Consider the following 16263-nt stretch of genomic DNA (forward strand, 5'->3'; position numbering starts at 1 on the left):
CGCTATGATTAAGGATGAGACTACAATGCAATCTAGCAAAAAATCAATGAAAGACTATCTGGCTCCTGCGGTGCGTGAAATGAAGCCGTCGGGGATTCGGAAGTTTTTTGATCTCGTAAGCAATAGTAAAGAGGACATTATCTCCTTGGGCGTTGGTGAACCTGACTTTTCGACACCATGGCACGTTCGTGAAGCTGCTGTACATTCATTGGAGCGGGGCAGAACGAAATATACGCCAAACTCCGGTATTCCTGAGCTTCGCGAAGCGATTGCGAACTATTTGTATACTTCTTTTAAAGTGAAATATGAGCCTACGAACGAGGTGCTCGTCACGGTAGGCGGCAGTGAAGCTATTGATTTAGCGCTGCGTTCCCTGATTACACCTGGGGATGAGATTCTAATTCCTGAGCCTTGTTATATTTCGTACTCACCAATCACGGCTATAAGTGGTGGTGTGCCAGTGGGGATCGAAACATTTGCGAAGGACCAATTCAAGCTGACTGAAAAGGCACTTCGCGATGCGATTACGCCACGTTCCAAAGTTCTCATTCTGTGCTACCCAAGCAATCCAACGGGCGGTATCATGAGCTACGAAGATTGGCTGCCGATTGCTAAAGTTGTAGAAGAGCATGATCTGATCGTTATTTCCGATGAAATTTATGCAGAATTGACGTACGGTCAGAAACACGTGAGCTTCGCAGCAGTGCCTGGGATGCAGGATCGGACGATCCTTGTTAGTGGATTCTCTAAAGCTTTCGCAATGACTGGATGGCGGATGGGGTATGCTTGTGGTCACAGAGAGTTGATTTCCGCTATGACTAAAATTCACCAATACACGGTGATGTGCGCACCAGTTATGGGGCAAGTCGCTGCACATGAAGCGTTGACGAATGGACTGGAAGAGAAAGATCGGATGATTGAGTCCTATAATCAACGGAGAAGATTGATTGTCAAAGGCTTCCGTGAAGTCGGACTAGAATGTCATGAACCGCAAGGTGCTTTCTATGCGTTCCCAAGTATCGTGGCTACAGGATTAACATCTGATGAATTCGCGCAACGTTTATTGTACGAATCTAAGGTTGCAGCTGTGCCGGGCGATGTGTTTGGATTAGGTGGCGAAGGCTTTCTACGATGCTCTTACGCTTATAGTGTTTCCCAACTGAATGAAGCCTTAGAGAGAATCGGTAATTTCTTGAGGAAATTATAATATTCTTTATAAATTCATATGTTCATAGGAGACGAAAACTGGTATTCTAAGAGTAAGGAGGGATGAGCGTGGCTTTTATGGAATATCAGCTTACTAACTTTCAGAAGCAATTTCAAATTCGAGAGCAAGATTTCGGACAGCGCTGGCTGACCAGAAATGCCAAGAAGCAAAATTCCCTAGCTCTACTTGAAGAAGAGATTCATTCGTTGAGGCGTAAAATGGAACAGATGGTCATGGAAGGTCAAGAAATGACATCTGATGCGGTTGTTGAACTAAGTACGATGTTGGACCACAAAATAAACGAATATATGACAGCAGGAAAGAAAAGTCGGTGAAAACCGACTTTTCTGACGACTACCGACAAAGAGAGAGTATTGACGGAGGGAATTACATACACATGAAAGCAAAATGGTTATTCGTTGTTATGCTGGGAATGATTTTGATGCTTACAGCTTGTGGCGGACCGAAGGCAGATGTATCCGTATTTATGATGGGACCTAACGGGTTTCCGAGTGAAGCAGCGGAGAAATTGGAAGTATCTTTGAAATCCAAGGTAGGCGAAGTTCCTACTGTGAAGCTGAATACATCTCCAATTTTTTCATTGGAAAAAATGATTGTTGAGCTTGCTGCTGGTGGTAATGGCATCTTCATCTTGGGAGAAGAACAGTTCAAAGGTTTGAGCAATCAGGCGGGATTTGTCTCATTGGATAACGTCATCAATCCTAAGGATTATCCAGATGGGGTTATCGAGATCAAAGAAGAAGGTAAGGCCGCGGAGAAGCACTTGTATGGCATTCCACTTAATGGGAATAAATGGATGAAAGAACAAGGCTTTGAAGGTAAAGGATTATTCGCTTTCATTCCTCAGAATGCTCCGAAAATGGACGAGGCTATGAAAGTTCTCCAAATTATTGCACAGAAATAAGAGCGCAACTTGAATCGACAAATAGCTTGAACGTATAATATGCAACTATAGGTACTAGTAGATTTCCAATTGGAACCTTACTAGTTAAGGGGAAGCCGGTTCAAATCCGGCACGGTCCCGCCACTGTAATTCAGTCTTGCGAAAGTCTGGAGAGTCAGGATACCTGCCTATCGTGCCGATACAACATCCTTCGAGGAAAAGGATCGCGTTAAATCAGGAAGCAGCGATTGAATGTGAGCTGCCCAATACCGCGATTTATCGTCTCCTTCGTTCCTAGTGAACAAAGGGGATTTTTTATTTGGAAAGTGAACACACGCTTCGGCGCCAACCACAGGGCTCTTGGCCAAGTGGGAATGATTAACTGGATTATCTCCTGTTATTTCAGGTGAAAATCGTCAAATGGTACATGTTGAGTAAAATTAGATGTAGAAAATCCAGTTATTCTCCCTTGGCTATAGAGCCAAAATAATGAAAAGAGGGTTTAAGTGATGAAACAGAGCAATTTCAAAAGAGGACTTATTCTTACATTAGCGGTTGCTACCGCGATTTCGTTAGCTGCATGTGCGAAGAAGGAAACGGAAATTACAGATCCATCGAAATTAGGTGGTGCGGGGACGAAGGCTCCAGTAGCATCGGCAGCTCCAGTAACTGCGAAGAAAACGACCTATCCGTTGAAAGTCAAAGATGCGACAGGTAAAGAGTTCACATTCGACAAAGCGCCAGAGCGAATTGCTTCCGTGTCACCATCAGAGACAGAAACGCTGTTTGCGATTGGACTCGAAGCAAATATTGTCGGAGTGTCGGATTTTGATGATTATCCAGATAGCGCCAAATCGAAGCCCAAGCTAGGCAGCATTACGAAGCCAAACACGGAGGCTGTCATAGCTACGAATGCGAATGTTGTCTTCACGGGTGTTTCCATGGATGCTACAACTGTTGAGAACCTACGTAAGGTGAATATTAACGTATTCAAAGTTGATCCCAAAACGTTAGATGATGCTATGAACAATATTCTTACATTCGGACAAATTACGGATCATCAAGAACAAGCCGAAAAAGTCGTTGCCAAAATGAAAGCGGATCGTCAGAAGGTTGTTGATGCCGTGAAAGACGTGAAGCAGGAGAACAAGAAAAAAGTATACATCGAGTTTGCACCAGGTTGGACCGTGGGAAGCGGCGTGTTCATGGATGAGTTGATTACCCTATCTGGGGGGATTAACGTGGCTGCGGATAAAGCTGGCTGGTATGAGATCAGTGAAGAGAAGATCATTCAGCAAAATCCGAATGTCATCTTATTCGCCAATGGTATTGTCGATTTTAAAAGTAAAAAGCCGCTAGAGGAAATTATTCGTTCACGCGGAGGCTGGGATGCCATTGATGCGGTGAAAAATAAACGCGTGGTCGGTCTTGACCAGAATTCCGTAAGCCGTCCGGGTCCTAGATTGACGGAGGGGCTGCTGGAAATAGCGAAAGGAATCTATCCTGAATTGGTGAAATAATGAAAAGAAAATTAATGCTTGGGGGAGGAGTGGGAGTTATACTCCTTCTTCTTTCTATTGTGGTGAGTTTATCCATTGGGTCGGCTCAACTCCCTATTACACATATTGTGGGGATACTGGCGAAGCATCTTCCTTGGATAGGTAGTCACATTGAAGTGAACTGGCCGCAATCTTCGGAACAGATCATCAATAAAGTAAGAATCCCTCGCTTGTTATTAGGTATACTTGTAGGAGCCGTACTTTCCATAGCTGGCGCTGGATTTCAAGGCGTTTTGCGCAATCCGCTAGCCGACCCCTACTCTCTCGGTGTATCTTCAGGAGCATCTGTTGGTGCAGCATTTCTTATTTATTTCGGGCTGCAATTCGCCTGGTTCGGGCAATGGTCGATCCCTATTGTAGCTTTCGCAACTGGCCTTATTTCCTTATTCTTAGTCTTGAGGCTGGCCATGATTGATGGGAAGTTGAAGATGGAAACGTTGATCCTATCCGGTGTTGTCATGCAAGCATTTTTAGGTGCGTTTGTATCGTTTCTAGTCGCGATATCGAATCAAACGATTAATGAAATTCTTTTCTGGCTAATGGGTAGTCTATCGATGCGCGGATGGTCATATACGTATATGATTTTACCCTATCTCGTAATAGGGATCGTGATTCTGCTAAGCTATGCGAGATCGTTGAATCTACTGGTACTAGGAGAGCGCCAAGCTGCGCATCTCGGAGTTCATGTCGAGCGTACGAAACTGATCGTATTGATTGCTTCCACTTTGATCACGGCGGCGGCTGTGTCTGTGGCGGGGGTTATTGGCTTTGTAGGATTAATTGTGCCGCATTTAGTACGGCTGTTGGTGGGGCCGGATTATCGCTTAATTATTCCTTTATCGGCGATCGGAGGCGGGATTTATGTGTTATGGGCAGATACATTGGCCCGAACAATCCTGAGTCCTACGGAAATTCCTCTCGGCGTGGTTACGGCGTTTCTGGGTGCGCCATTTTTTGCCTATCTACTCCATAAAGATAAGAAAACGTTGAGAGGTTGATTACGATGATTGGAGTCGAGGGGCTTTATCAGAGCTTTCGAGAGCAACAAGTGCTGAATAATATGAGCTTTGAGGTTGGGCAGGGAGAGTTTTTTGGGATCATTGGTCCAAATGGCAGCGGCAAATCTACCCTGCTTCGACTTCTCTCAGGCATGGATCCTGTGATGCATGGGAAAGTGCGTGTAAACGGAAACCCGATATCTTCGTATTCGCGCAAAGAGCTTGCTAAATGGCTCGCGGTCCTTCAGCAAGATGCTTTGCCCCCGGTTGGCTTCACGGTTCGTGAAGTCGTGGAGATGGGGCGCTATCCGTTCCAAAATTGGCTTGGAGAAGATTCGGCGGAATCAGAGGGTCTTATTGATGCCATTATTACAAAGCTTGAGTTAGACGGGCTCGTTGATCGAACGATTGAGCGTCTGAGTGGTGGAGAACGTCAACGCGTTGCACTAGCCAAAGTGATGGCACAGCAACCAAGCTTGCTCATGCTCGATGAGCCGACAACTTTTCTTGATATTGGATATCAGATACAGATGATGGATTACATTCGTTCTTGGCAGCAGGAGTCGGAATTGACGGTGATTGCGGTTTTACATGACCTGAATCTGGCAGCGCAGTATTGCACGAGATTGATGATCGTTCATGAAGGACGAGTCGTCGCAATCGGAACACCGGCAGAAATTATTACGAGTACACAAATAGCTGACGTATACGGAACAGAGCCGATTGTGCTGAAGCATCCGGTTAGTGAAGTACCGCAAATTTTGTTACAACCTGGGAAATAAATTGGGTTCGGAGGATGGAGATAATGAACACTCTACAACAGTTGATAGATAGGATTGAACCCGTTAATCAAGCGTCTGCTCGTCAAGCTAATGATCATTTGGACCAATTGACGAAACCGCAAGGAAGCTTGGGAAAGCTTGAGGATATTGCTCGCCAAGTCGCAGGGATTACAGGTGAAGTGATACCGGCTTTTGAAAAAAGAGCAGTTATTGTCATGGCTGGTGACCATGGTGTATGTGAGGAAGGCATCAGTGCCTTCCCAGCGGCTGTGACACCGCAAATGGTACTCAATTTCTTGTATGGCGGTGCTGCAGTTAATGTCCTTGCTAGACATGCCGGAGCCGATGTGGTTTGTGTGGATATGGGGGTCAATGCTGATTTGGAGCATCCCAATCTCGTTGCTCGCAAAGTTAGAAAAGGCACGCGCAACATGGCAAAGGAAGCGGCTCTAACCTTGGAAGAGACGACCCAAGCGATTCTAGCAGGCAGTGAAATTGTTGATGATTTGGTGGCAAAAGGGTACCGGCTTTTCGCTACGGGCGAAATGGGAATTGGCAATACGACGGCGAGCGCAGCGATTGTGTGTGCGTTGACAGGCATAGATACTGGCCTAGCTGTAGGCCGTGGTACGGGGATTGATGATGCGACTTGGCTGCATAAGCAATCGGTTGTGAATAGAGCGCTAAGAGTGAATGGGTTGCACGGGCGTGGGGTGAAAGTGGGGGCGAGTGCGAGTGCAAGTGCGGGAGAAGGCTCAAGCGGTGAGTATGCGCTTGAAGTGTTGAGTAAGGTCGGCGGATTGGAGATCGCCGGACTTGTTGGGGTGATCCTGGGGGCAGCGAAGCATCGCTGCCCGGTCGTTGTCGACGGCTTCATCTCGTCGACCGCAGCGCTCGTGGCGAGCCGATTAGCTCCGCTGAGCGCGTCCTACATGCTCGCCTCGCACTTATCGCAGGAGCAGGGACACAAGAAGGTGCTCGAGTCGGTTGGCCTCGCAGCGATGCTGCAAATGGATATGCGACTTGGCGAAGGCACAGGCGCTGTGCTTGCGTTCAACTTGATCGATGCCGCAGGCAAGATCATGAAAGAAATGGCGACCTTCGAAAGCGCAGGCGTTTCGAGGGAGTAACAGACAGAGAGACGGAGGGGAACGCGATGGCGGTTCTGGTAACGGGCGGAGCGCGCAGCGGCAAGAGCTCCTTCGCAGAGAAGCTAGCGATGCATCGCGGCAAGCAGGGGATTTATATCGCGACCTCCCACATCTACGATGAGGAAATGAGGGAGCGGGTTGGGCTTCACCAGCAGCAAAGGCTGCAATCGGGATTCCCTTGGGAAACCCGAGAGGAGCCGTATGCGCTGAAAGACTGTCTCACGCAGCTTCAAGAAAGCAGCGAGGGTGCAGTGGTGTTAGTCGACTGCCTAACCCTATGGCTGACGAACTGGCTGCTCTACTATGAACAGGAGAGCGATGCACCTCAACTCGTATCCAACCAAATTGACGAGCTTGTGAATGTCGTGTCCTCCTACTGTGGACAACTCATCTTCGTTACGAATGAAGTTGGTGACGGGATTGTGCCGGAATATCCGCTTGGCCGTCAATTCAGAGATTTGGCTGGACGGATGAATCAACGTGTCGCTGAAGTATGTCAGGAGGTTTTCCTGGTTACGGTCGGTATCCCGATCGAATTAAAAAGCAGAGCTTATATGTAAGGAATGGATATGTTTGCGTGGTTTGGGTTTCGTATAGATGGGAGTGCAAGAAACTGGTGGTGAGTGTAGTACGATATTTCCGATCTAAATCGGGGATTTCGTGCGTAAAAGCGTGAGTAGTCCGATTTTAGAGTTGCGATAAAAACGATATCTAAAACGTGGCCGCACATCCTCGAAGGACTTCGAGAGAAGTTACTCCCAAAGACAAGTAAGTACGGAATGGTGAAGCTCTTATGTGGATATATACATGGCAGGAAATCGTCTGGATGACGGCTGCTGCAATAGCACTAGACTGGCTGATTGGTGATCCGAAGTGGCCCACGCATCCCGTCATACTTATTGGACGCTGGATCCGTTGGGTAGAAGATAGACTGCATCCTAGGGAAATGGCGACAACGGCTGCCCTAGTTGATCGGCATCGAAATCGGTTGCGCATGAAAGGCGTCATACTTACGCTTTCCACAATCACACTGAGCTTTAGTGTGGTACTTGTGCTCGTACACTTCGCCAATGATATTCATCCTTGGCTAGGGTATGCAGTCTCAACCTGGCTTATCTCCACGACAGTTGCGATCAAAGGCCTAAAGGACGCCGCGTATTTGGTTTACAATCCGCTGCGCAAGGGCGATCTCGCGGATGCTCGCAAGTATACCGGCTACATCGTTGGCCGGGATACGGATGCGCTCCACGAGGAGGAGCTCACGCGAGCCGTCGTGGAGACGGTCGCGGAGAACATCGTGGACGCGGTCATCGCGCCCTTGTTCTATGCGCTCATCGGCGGTGCGCCGCTGGCGATGCTCTACCGTGCATCGAATACGCTGGATTCGATGGTCGGGTACCGAAATGACAGATACCGTCATTTCGGCACCGCGTCGGCCCGCTGGGACGACGCCCTGAACTGGATCCCGGCGCGGATCACCGGGATCCTGCTGATCCTCGTGGCCCTGGCGAAGCCGGGCCTCTCAGCGAAGCGCGCGGCGGCGGCGATCCGCCGCTTCGCGCATCTACACCCCAGCCCGAACAGCGGGATCCCGGAGTCGGCGGTAGCCGGAGCACTCGGGATCGAGCTTGGCGGGCTGAACGTCTATGGCGGCGCGGCGAGTGAGCGCGCCCGCCTGGGATGGCCGCTGCGTCCGCGAACGCAGCGAGACATTGTGAACGCCGTGAGTATGCTCTACGGCGCCAGTTATGTAGTGATGGGAGGACTCTTGTGCGTCGCACTCATACTTTATTAGACTGGCTGCGAGCCTGTCTGGCAGCCTTTCAATTCCTGACGCGTCTGCCGATTCCTGTGCAGATTGATTATACCGAGCGTGTGTTTCAGCGCAGCTCTATATTTTACCCATTGGTTGGCTCCGTGATCGGACTGCTTCTCCTGTTAGCTGGAGAAGGGCTCTCTCACGTGCTGCCAAGCATGCCGGCAGCCATCCTGCTCTTAACGATCTGGGTCACGCTCACAGGCGGACTGCATCTAGATGGTCTCATGGATACCGCAGATGGCATTCTCAGTCATCGTCCACGCGAGCAAATGCTTGAGATTATGAAGGATAGCCGTGTTGGTGCGATGGGCGTTATCGTGTGTGTTCTACATTTATTGTTAAAATTTTCCTTGCTCTATACCATGCTGGATACCAATCATGCAGGGGGACAAGGAAGTCTGCTTATTCTAATAGCGATCGTGCCGATCTGGAGTCGTTGGTTTATGGTTGCAGCTATACGAATGTGGCCTTATGCAAGACCGACTTCGGGATTAGGAAGTCTGTTCCGTGGCGTTAACAGCAAGCATGTCACAGTATCCCTAGTAGTAGCCCTATTAACAACTACGCTTTGTATTAGTACTGCAAACCTAACTCCGCTACCGAGCTGGAGCATGGTTCTAGGCTTTATGACTATCACAACGCTAGTTGGAAGCGGAATTGCCGCTTACATCTCCTCCAAGCTTGGTGGACTTACAGGAGATACATACGGTGCTTTAAATGAGCTCCTGGAGAGTGTGCTGTTACTAGCCGTCATCATCTTCCTGGGTAGTTAGGGAGAGTTTGTCATCTTTTTAGGAAAGGAATGAGATTGATGTTAGAGCGTTATGGACACGGAGGGGATCTCTGGTCAGCGGAGGAAGCTTGGGGTCGGCCGAAGGAGCTCTTCCTGGACTACAGCTCAAATATGAATCCGCTTGGACCACCTGAGGTAGTAAAGGAAATTCTAGCAGCAAGCTGGCAAGATATCGTCAAATATCCAGATCCTGCTGTGCGTGAGCTTCGCCGAAAGCTAGCTCAGAAATACGAGATTGATCCTGAGAGTATTTTAGTAGGAAATGGTGCTGCCGAGCTGATCGATTTGATCATCCGTGTAGTACAACCAAGTAGGACTGGACTTGCTAGGCCGTCTTTTAGCGAGTACGAGGAAGCGGTTCACAAAACGGGAGGAAGGCTAACCAACATCCCATTAAGCCCTCAGCATCTGTTCGAACTACAATGGCCGGATGTTGAAGCAGCGCTGCCAGATGTCGATTTATTTTTCCTCGGGCATCCTAATAATCCGACAGGCAAGCTAATTCCTCATAACGTCTTAAGCAATCTGCTGCAGAGTCAGCGCAAGCTTGTGCTGGATGAGGCTTTTATGGATTTTGTTCCCCAGGAATCAGAACATTCACTTCTGAAGCTGGCATCAACAAGCGCTAATCTGATCGTGATCCGTTCGATGACGAAATTTTATTCCATTCCTGGCATTCGTTTAGGCTTTATGGTGGCTCATCCTGATCTCATCCAGCAACTGCGCCAGCAGCAGGTTCAGTGGAGTGTGAATTACCTCGCACAGCTTATGGGGGTTGCGGTGTTGGATGATCACGGTTTTGAGCAGTCTACGAGAGAATGGTTGCGTGTTGAGAAGCCTTGGTTGGTGGAACAGCTGCGACATTTGGGCTTGGAAGTAGTTCCGAGTGATGTGAATTTCCTGCTGTTTTTATTCCCCGTCGCAAGCGGAATTACGGTTAAACAGGCGCAACACTATATGGGTCATCAAGGGATTCTGATTCGGGATGCATCCTTATTTGAAGGACTGAACGAACGATATTGTCGTATAGCTATTCGGCTTCGCGAGGACAACGAGCGTTTAGTGCAAGCCTTAAGCCAAATGATGAACGATTTAAGGAAGAGCGGGGGTGGAGGTCATGCGTAATTCCCAGTCAGCGGTTCTCATGATTCAAGGTACAGCTTCCGATGTGGGCAAAAGTATTCTTACGGCAGCTTTATGCCGTATTTTCGTAGGGGACGGCTGGCAGACAGCGCCCTTCAAATCGCAAAATATGTCACTCAATTCTTACATTACTTTCGATGGCAAAGAAATAGGCAGAGCACAGGGCGTGCAAGCAGATGCTTGCCGAATCGTCGCGACGACGGATATGAATCCCATTCTGCTCAAGCCCAAGCAAGACATGGTTGCGCAAGTTGTTGTTCATGGTAAACCGTATGCAGATTTGGATGCAAGGACGTATAGGGAATCTTATTTGCCACAAGCGGAAACGATTGTGAAAGATGCTTTAGAACGTCTGCGCAGCGAGCATGACATTGTCGTTCTGGAAGGGGCGGGAAGTCCAGCGGAGGTCAATCTGAAGGATCGCGACATCGTCAATATGCGTCTGGCTGGCTGGGCAGATTCACCGGTGCTGCTCGTTGCCGATATTGATCGTGGCGGTGTTTTTGCTTCGATTGTAGGTACGCTTGAAATCTTGACTCCAGAGGAAAGAGATCGCGTAAAAGGATTCATTATTAATAAATTCCGTGGCGATGTCAGTCTCTTGAAGCCAGGTTTGGATTGGCTGGAAGAGCGGACAGGGAAGCCTGTTCTTGGCGTCATTCCCTACTTGCAGCAGTTGGGTATTGAGGACGAAGACTCGGCATCACTCGATTCCAAACGTGCCCAAACTAGAAGGTCACCGAACAGCCAAGGTAAACAAGCTAATCAATTGGACGTTGCTGTCATTCGTTTGCCCCGTCTTTCGAACTTCACGGATTTCGATCCGCTGCAAGAAGAAGACGATGTTCATTTCCGATACATGGATTCGATATCTGACTGGGGGAAGCCTGACGTTGTTTTGCTTCCAGGGAGCAAGAATACGATGGAAGACTTATGTTACCTGAAGGAATCTGGCTTAGCTGAGAGGCTTATTTCTTTTGCTCAAGAGGAAAAAGGTTGGATTGTTGGTATCTGTGCGGGTTATCAGATGCTTGGCGTTACACTTTCAGATCCTGGTGGGTACGAATCGACACATGCTGAGCTAGAAGGCTTAGGGCTGCTTCCGACAGAAACAGTGTTCACACCAGATAAACGAACAGTAAGGGTTCAAGGTGTCAGCACACTTGGTGAAACTAACGCTGTTATTGAAGGTTATGAAATTCATATGGGCAGGACGCACTATATCCATGAAATCGTAGCACCTTTCCAAATCTCTCCTCAATTAAGCACAGATTTAGGAGAATCTGTTGGAACTTCCCTGCATCCTGACGGAGCAGCGTCGCTAGACGGGCGTGTGTGGGGAACGTATATTCATGGTATTTTGCATAATGATGATTTCCGTAGAGTTTGGTTAAATAAAATTCGATTAGCTAAAGGTTTAGCTCCAATTGCACAAGGACTTCGTTATAAGGAGCGCCGAGAAGCTGCGTTTGATCGATTAGCTGAGCATGTACGAGCTCACTTGGATATGAAGCGAATTTATGAGATGATGGAAGTAAAGCATTCTACGAGGGCGGGAGGGATTCTGAGATGAAAATATATACGCGTACTGGAGATGCTGGCCAAACCGGAGTGATTGGTGGTCGTGTGGACAAAGATGACGATCGCGTCGAGGCCTATGGCACGACAGATGAGTTGAATAGTTTTCTAGGCCAAGCGATGAGCTTCATGGATCCGCAGAAATACCCAGATTTATTGCCGGATTTGCTGCAGATTCAGCATGAATTGTTTGACTGCGGTGGAGATCTTGCACTTCTGAAGCAGGATTTGCGCCCCTACAAAGTAACGGCAGACATGGTGGATGGGCTAGAAGCTTTGATTGATAAATACGATGCAGAGACGCCGGATATTACGCGCTTTATTTTGCCTGGAGGCGGGACGGTATCTTCTACATTGCATGTTTGCCGTACGGTGTGCCGCAGAGCCGAACGTCTTGTCGTTACACTCGCACGCACGCAGGAAATCAATCCCGAAGTTCGCCGATATTTGAACCGGCTGTCGGACCTTTTCTTCACAATTGCTCGCACTGCGAACTTCCGTGAGGGAATTGCTGATGTAGAATATATACGCAGTGCTGAGGTGTTTAAACGTAAATCATGAGCTACTATGAACCATTAGTATACATTGTTCCGTCAGAGGAAGAAGGCTTCATTCTCAAGACGGTGCTGCAAAAAAGATTGATGGTCTCACGGAAATTGTTATCCCGCATCAAGCTTACCGAGCGTGGGATTACGGTGAACGGGGAAAGGCAATACATCAATATCAAAGTAAAAGCTGGCGACCGTGTCGAAATTCGGATGGAAGAAGAACAATCAGAGGATATACTGCCTCAAGATCTTCCACTGCATATTCTTCACGAGGATGAACATTTGCTCATTCTCGCTAAGGATGCAGGGATCATCGTCCATCCAACGCATGGTCATTTCATGAATACCATTGCGAATGGTGTTGTGTACCATTGGCAGCAAGCAGGGATTACGTGCCGCTTCCGTCCGGTGCATCGACTGGATCAAGAAACTTCGGGGGTTCTAGCAATTGCCAAAACCCCCTATGTTCATCAGCAAATTTCCGAGCAAATGATTCAGCATCTCGTGAAAAAAGAGTACCTCGCATTCGTCTGGGGGACGGTAGCCTTGCCATCTGGGACGATTAATGAGCCTATTGATCGTGACCCTGAGCAGCCTCATGTACGTATCGTACGAAGCGATGGATACCATGCGGTGACGCATTACGAGGTGGTAAAGCAATTTGAGCAGGGAGCGCTCGTTCGAATATGGCTGGAAACCGGGCGTACGCATCAAATACGTGTGCATATGCGCCATTTGGGCCATCCGCTGTTGGGGGATAAGATGTACACCCTGCCTCAGTTCGAGTCGCATGCGGCTGAACTTGAAGCCAGCGGTCGGTTACATCGTCAAGCATTGCACGCGTTTAAACTGGCCTTTGTGCATCCAGGGACCAAGGAATGGACCGAATTTAACGCACCCTTACCTGCTGATTTATCTGAACTGCAGCACTGGTTAGCTGATAAAAGGTAAAAAATCCAAAACCAATCCAATTTATGGATGGTTTTTCTTTGCAATTACTTGACTTTCCTTGGCAATTAGCCCAAAATTTTAAGTAGTTCTATTTGATCATCATACGGCATAAAGGAGTTATTACAACGTGGGCGTTAAAGTGTATGGTTACGATAAATGTGGGACATGTCGGAGTACTGTAAAGTGGTTGAAAGCACACAACATTGATATTACAGAGCAGATTGCTTTATTTGAAACGCCGCCTTCAGCGAAGGAACTAGCGGATTTGCTTCAGCTCAGTGGCTTAGAAATTAAGAAGTTTTTCAATACATCTGGTGAGGTTTACAAGGAGATGAATTTGAAAGACAAACTGCCTAGTATGTCGCAAGAACAAATGCTGGATCTACTTGCCTCGAATGGGCGATTAATTAAACGTCCTATTGTTACGGATGGACATAAAGTGACTGTTGGTTTCAAAGAGGATGTGTTCGGGGACGTCTGGGCGAAAGGGTGATAGGGACGTGGCAGACAATCAGAAACCAACACGCAAGAAGTCACCACTAGCGATTGGCGGATTCATCGCTGTTCTCTTATCACAAGGCAAGCTGCTGCTTGCCGCTTTGAAGTTTGGGAAAGTTGGCGGCGCTGTCATCTCCATGTTCATTACGATCTGGGCTTACGCATACTTGGCGCCATTACCATTTGCGATTGGTCTGGTCCTTATGATCCTCATCCATGAGTTAGGTCATGTGCTTGCAGCGAAGATGAAGGGGCTGCCCGTTTCTGGTATTCTCTTTATTCCCTTTATTGGTGCTATGACAGGGATGAAAAGAAATCCAACAGATGCGGTAACATCAGCTTTTATTGCTTTCGGCGGGCCAATCATAGGCACAATTGGTGGAGTGTTCGCATTCATTTTAGGCGTGTATTTAGATTCTGCTGTAATTGTTTCCGTAGCCTATGCAGCATTCTTTATTAATTTGATTAATTTATTGCCAATCAATCCTCTAGACGGCGGACGAATCGCAACAGCCGTAACACGCTGGTTATGGTTAGTTGGTTTAATTGGTGGGCTCATTCTCATCGTGTATCTCGATAGTTATTTCTCAAGTAAAATTATTTTCTTACTCATCTGGGCGATGTTTGCATGGGATTTGTACAAGAAATATGTACGATATCGTCATAAAGAAGAGCGGGTAACGGTCGCTACACGATTCGAATTTCCAGCCAACCATTTGCTGCAACAAGGGTATATGATTCCTGGAGAGAGCCATACACGTGATTTGGACTACATCACGTATTCAGAACTGCAGGGACCAGGTGCGGGCCGGCAAACGATTCATATGTCTTGGCCAGCAATTGGATTCGAAGGACACGCCTACTTGCCTGTTCAAGCGATTGTGAAGAGAGTGCAATTGGTAAGGGCCGAACGCATGAATAGAGAGGACGGCTTGCACCTGGGCCTTCAAGTTCAAGTCGAATATTCCCCGCTAGGGATGCAAGAAAGCTATTACGAAGTTCCCGTTAAGACCCGCTGGAAGTTTGGGATCTCGTATTTGGTATTAATCTTATTTTTACTCTATATGATAAGACTCGTTCATCAGGTTGGTATCATTTCCTAACAACACATTTCACACAATGAGGAAGCTATTCATGACATTTAAAGGATCCAAACGGCTGCAACAGTTAGGCTCGGCTATTTTTTCGGAAGTAGCGGAATGGAAGAGAGAGGTTATGAACCAAGGGGTAGACGTCATAGATTTAGGTATAGGAAGTCCTGATCTGCCCCCCTCTAATCGAATTTTGGAAGCTATGGCGGAGGCGGTTCGCAATCCTGCACATTATGGTTACCCCACATCGGAAGGAAGTTTGGCCTTTCGGGAAGCGGTAGCCAAATGGTATGACTATCGATTCGGTGTCCAGCTCAACGCTGAAACAGAAATTTTAACGTTAATGGGCTCACAAGATGGGCTTGCTCACTTAGCGCTTTCTCTCTGCGATCCTGGGGATATCGCCATTGTCCCTGATCCAGGTTATCCTATATATTCGGCAAGTCTTGTCTTGGCAGGTGTAGAACCCTATTTACTTCCGCTGCGTGCAGCAAATCATTTTTTACCCCAACTAGAGGACATTCCAGATGACGTGGCTGCTAAGGCGAAATTCATCTTGCTTAACTATCCGAGCAATCCGTTGTCTGCTGTTGCAGATCGTGCATTCTTTGAGTATTTGATCTCGTATGCGAAGAAGCATGATTTGCTTGTAGTACATGATCTTGCCTATTCCGAAATGGCTTTTGATGGTTATAAGCCCATGAGTATTTTGGAGATTGAAGGTGCTAAGGAGGTTGCTATTGAATTCCATTCTTTATCCAAAAGCTTCAATATGGCAGGCTGTCGTATCGCATTTCTAACTGGTCATGGGGATGCAGTTAAGGCGCTTAAGACACTGAAATCAAATATTGATTATGGTGTATTCGGGGCTATACAAGCAGCAGGTATTGCAGCATTAGAAGAAGATATGGAAAGCGATCATTCTGTCTCAAGTAGGTATGAGAAAAGGCGAAATTCATTTATTTCGGCATTAAATGATGCGGGGTGGATCATTCCACCACCGAAAGCAACGATGTTTATTTGGGCGGAGATACCGAAAGGCTGGACATCTCGACAAATTTCCCGGGAAATGTTGTTTCAGACAGGCGTTGTCGTCATTCCCGGCGATGCATTTGGAGCTGAAGGTGAAGGATTTGTTCGTATTGCTTTAGTGCAAGAAGAAGCTCGATTACTTGAGGCAGCAAGGCGAATAGGAGATTGGCTTCGGACCTTAGAATGAAAGTTAGAGATTTTGGTAAAAA

Annotated in this window: 17 protein-coding genes and 1 riboswitch; all 17 genes read left to right on the plus strand. The window is 47.6% G+C overall.

Annotated features, from left to right (window positions below):
• Positions 1-4 precede the first annotated feature (4 nt).
• The 17 genes from AC58PV_RS31760 to AC58PV_RS31840 all read left to right on the plus strand — a co-directional run bounded on the left by AC58PV_RS31760 (position 5) and on the right by AC58PV_RS31840 (position 16241).
• A complete protein-coding gene (locus AC58PV_RS31760) occupies positions 5-1207 on the plus strand; it encodes an aminotransferase class I/II-fold pyridoxal phosphate-dependent enzyme (protein WP_497436955.1) in 1203 nt (400 codons plus the stop codon).
• A gap of 77 nt (positions 1208-1284) precedes the next feature.
• On the plus strand, positions 1285-1542 hold the full coding sequence (locus AC58PV_RS31765; protein ID WP_497437030.1) for an aspartyl-phosphate phosphatase Spo0E family protein: 258 nt from the start codon (positions 1285-1287) through the stop codon (positions 1540-1542).
• A gap of 62 nt (positions 1543-1604) precedes the next feature.
• Positions 1605-2132 carry a hypothetical protein gene (locus AC58PV_RS31770; RefSeq protein ID WP_497436956.1) on the plus strand — a complete coding sequence of 176 codons (528 nt, stop codon included), beginning with the start codon at positions 1605-1607 and terminating at the stop codon, positions 2130-2132.
• 32 nt (positions 2133-2164) lie between these two features.
• Positions 2165-2317: riboswitch (cobalamin riboswitch) on the plus strand.
• 303 nt (positions 2318-2620) lie between these two features.
• Positions 2621-3631, plus strand: a complete 1011-nt coding sequence (locus tag AC58PV_RS31775; RefSeq protein WP_497436957.1) for an ABC transporter substrate-binding protein — start codon at positions 2621-2623, stop codon at positions 3629-3631.
• Entirely contained in the window at positions 3631-4668 is a 1038-nt protein-coding gene (locus AC58PV_RS31780; RefSeq protein ID WP_497436959.1) for a FecCD family ABC transporter permease, read from the plus strand. The genes AC58PV_RS31775 and AC58PV_RS31780 overlap by 1 nt, the downstream gene beginning before the upstream one ends.
• Before the next feature lie 5 nt (positions 4669-4673).
• Complete coding sequence (locus tag AC58PV_RS31785; protein WP_497436960.1) at positions 4674-5450, plus strand: ABC transporter ATP-binding protein; 777 nt, start codon at positions 4674-4676, stop codon at positions 5448-5450.
• A 23-nt stretch (positions 5451-5473) separates the two neighbouring features.
• Positions 5474-6580, plus strand: a complete 1107-nt coding sequence (gene cobT / locus AC58PV_RS31790) for a nicotinate-nucleotide--dimethylbenzimidazole phosphoribosyltransferase (RefSeq protein WP_497436961.1) — start codon at positions 5474-5476, stop codon at positions 6578-6580.
• A 26-nt stretch (positions 6581-6606) separates the two neighbouring features.
• Entirely contained in the window at positions 6607-7161 is a 555-nt protein-coding gene (gene cobU / locus AC58PV_RS31795; protein ID WP_497436962.1) for a bifunctional adenosylcobinamide kinase/adenosylcobinamide-phosphate guanylyltransferase, read from the plus strand.
• Positions 7162-7394: 233 nt separating this feature from the next.
• Entirely contained in the window at positions 7395-8396 is a 1002-nt protein-coding gene (gene cbiB / locus AC58PV_RS31800) for an adenosylcobinamide-phosphate synthase CbiB (protein WP_497436963.1), read from the plus strand.
• The gene (cobS, locus tag AC58PV_RS31805) at positions 8372-9193 is read left to right on the plus strand and encodes an adenosylcobinamide-GDP ribazoletransferase (protein ID WP_497436965.1); all 822 of its coding nucleotides are present in this window, start codon (positions 8372-8374) and stop codon (positions 9191-9193) included. The genes cbiB and cobS overlap by 25 nt, the downstream gene beginning before the upstream one ends.
• Positions 9194-9231: 38 nt before the next feature.
• Positions 9232-10338 (plus strand): threonine-phosphate decarboxylase CobD, encoded by a 1107-nt coding sequence (gene cobD, locus AC58PV_RS31810; protein ID WP_497436966.1) that lies wholly within the window; start codon positions 9232-9234, stop codon positions 10336-10338.
• On the plus strand, positions 10331-11929 hold the full coding sequence (locus tag AC58PV_RS31815; protein ID WP_497436967.1) for a cobyric acid synthase: 1599 nt from the start codon (positions 10331-10333) through the stop codon (positions 11927-11929). Before cobD ends, AC58PV_RS31815 begins: the two co-directional genes overlap by 8 nt.
• Complete coding sequence (locus tag AC58PV_RS31820; RefSeq protein WP_497436968.1) at positions 11926-12495, plus strand: cob(I)yrinic acid a,c-diamide adenosyltransferase; 570 nt, start codon at positions 11926-11928, stop codon at positions 12493-12495. The genes AC58PV_RS31815 and AC58PV_RS31820 overlap by 4 nt, the downstream gene beginning before the upstream one ends.
• Entirely contained in the window at positions 12492-13433 is a 942-nt protein-coding gene (locus AC58PV_RS31825; RefSeq protein WP_497436970.1) for an RluA family pseudouridine synthase, read from the plus strand. Before AC58PV_RS31820 ends, AC58PV_RS31825 begins: the two co-directional genes overlap by 4 nt.
• Before the next feature lie 127 nt (positions 13434-13560).
• Complete coding sequence (locus AC58PV_RS31830; protein WP_497436972.1) at positions 13561-13926, plus strand: arsenate reductase family protein; 366 nt, start codon at positions 13561-13563, stop codon at positions 13924-13926.
• Positions 13927-13933: 7 nt separating this feature from the next.
• Positions 13934-15034 (plus strand): site-2 protease family protein, encoded by a 1101-nt coding sequence (locus tag AC58PV_RS31835; protein WP_497436973.1) that lies wholly within the window; start codon positions 13934-13936, stop codon positions 15032-15034.
• A 31-nt stretch (positions 15035-15065) separates the two neighbouring features.
• The gene (locus AC58PV_RS31840; protein WP_497436974.1) at positions 15066-16241 is read left to right on the plus strand and encodes an aminotransferase class I/II-fold pyridoxal phosphate-dependent enzyme; all 1176 of its coding nucleotides are present in this window, start codon (positions 15066-15068) and stop codon (positions 16239-16241) included.
• Positions 16242-16263 lie beyond the last annotated feature (22 nt).

Source organism: Paenibacillus sp. J22FR83, assembly GCF_059691955.1.

Excerpts from the sequence above, each read along its gene's own strand:
- AC58PV_RS31785 (WP_497436960.1), top strand. The coding sequence starts at position 4,674 with ATGATTGGAGTCGAGGGGCTTTATCAGAGCTTTCGAGAGCAACAAGTG.
- AC58PV_RS31775 (WP_497436957.1), top strand. The coding sequence starts at position 2,621 with ATGAAACAGAGCAATTTCAAAAGAGGACTTATTCTTACATTAGCGGTT.
- cobU (WP_497436962.1), top strand. The coding sequence starts at position 6,607 with ATGGCGGTTCTGGTAACGGGCGGAGCGCGCAGCGGCAAGAGCTCCTTC.
- AC58PV_RS31780 (WP_497436959.1), top strand. The coding sequence starts at position 3,631 with ATGAAAAGAAAATTAATGCTTGGGGGAGGAGTGGGAGTTATACTCCTT.
- AC58PV_RS31770 (WP_497436956.1), top strand. The coding sequence starts at position 1,605 with ATGAAAGCAAAATGGTTATTCGTTGTTATGCTGGGAATGATTTTGATG.
- cobD (WP_497436966.1), top strand. The coding sequence starts at position 9,232 with ATGTTAGAGCGTTATGGACACGGAGGGGATCTCTGGTCAGCGGAGGAA.
- cobT (WP_497436961.1), top strand. The coding sequence starts at position 5,474 with ATGAACACTCTACAACAGTTGATAGATAGGATTGAACCCGTTAATCAA.
- AC58PV_RS31815 (WP_497436967.1), top strand. The coding sequence starts at position 10,331 with ATGCGTAATTCCCAGTCAGCGGTTCTCATGATTCAAGGTACAGCTTCC.
- AC58PV_RS31825 (WP_497436970.1), top strand. The coding sequence starts at position 12,492 with ATGAGCTACTATGAACCATTAGTATACATTGTTCCGTCAGAGGAAGAA.
- AC58PV_RS31820 (WP_497436968.1), top strand. The coding sequence starts at position 11,926 with ATGAAAATATATACGCGTACTGGAGATGCTGGCCAAACCGGAGTGATT.
- cbiB (WP_497436963.1), top strand. The coding sequence starts at position 7,395 with ATGTGGATATATACATGGCAGGAAATCGTCTGGATGACGGCTGCTGCA.
- AC58PV_RS31765 (WP_497437030.1), top strand. The coding sequence starts at position 1,285 with ATGGAATATCAGCTTACTAACTTTCAGAAGCAATTTCAAATTCGAGAG.
- AC58PV_RS31760 (WP_497436955.1), top strand. The coding sequence starts at position 5 with ATGATTAAGGATGAGACTACAATGCAATCTAGCAAAAAATCAATGAAA.
- AC58PV_RS31840 (WP_497436974.1), top strand. The coding sequence starts at position 15,066 with ATGACATTTAAAGGATCCAAACGGCTGCAACAGTTAGGCTCGGCTATT.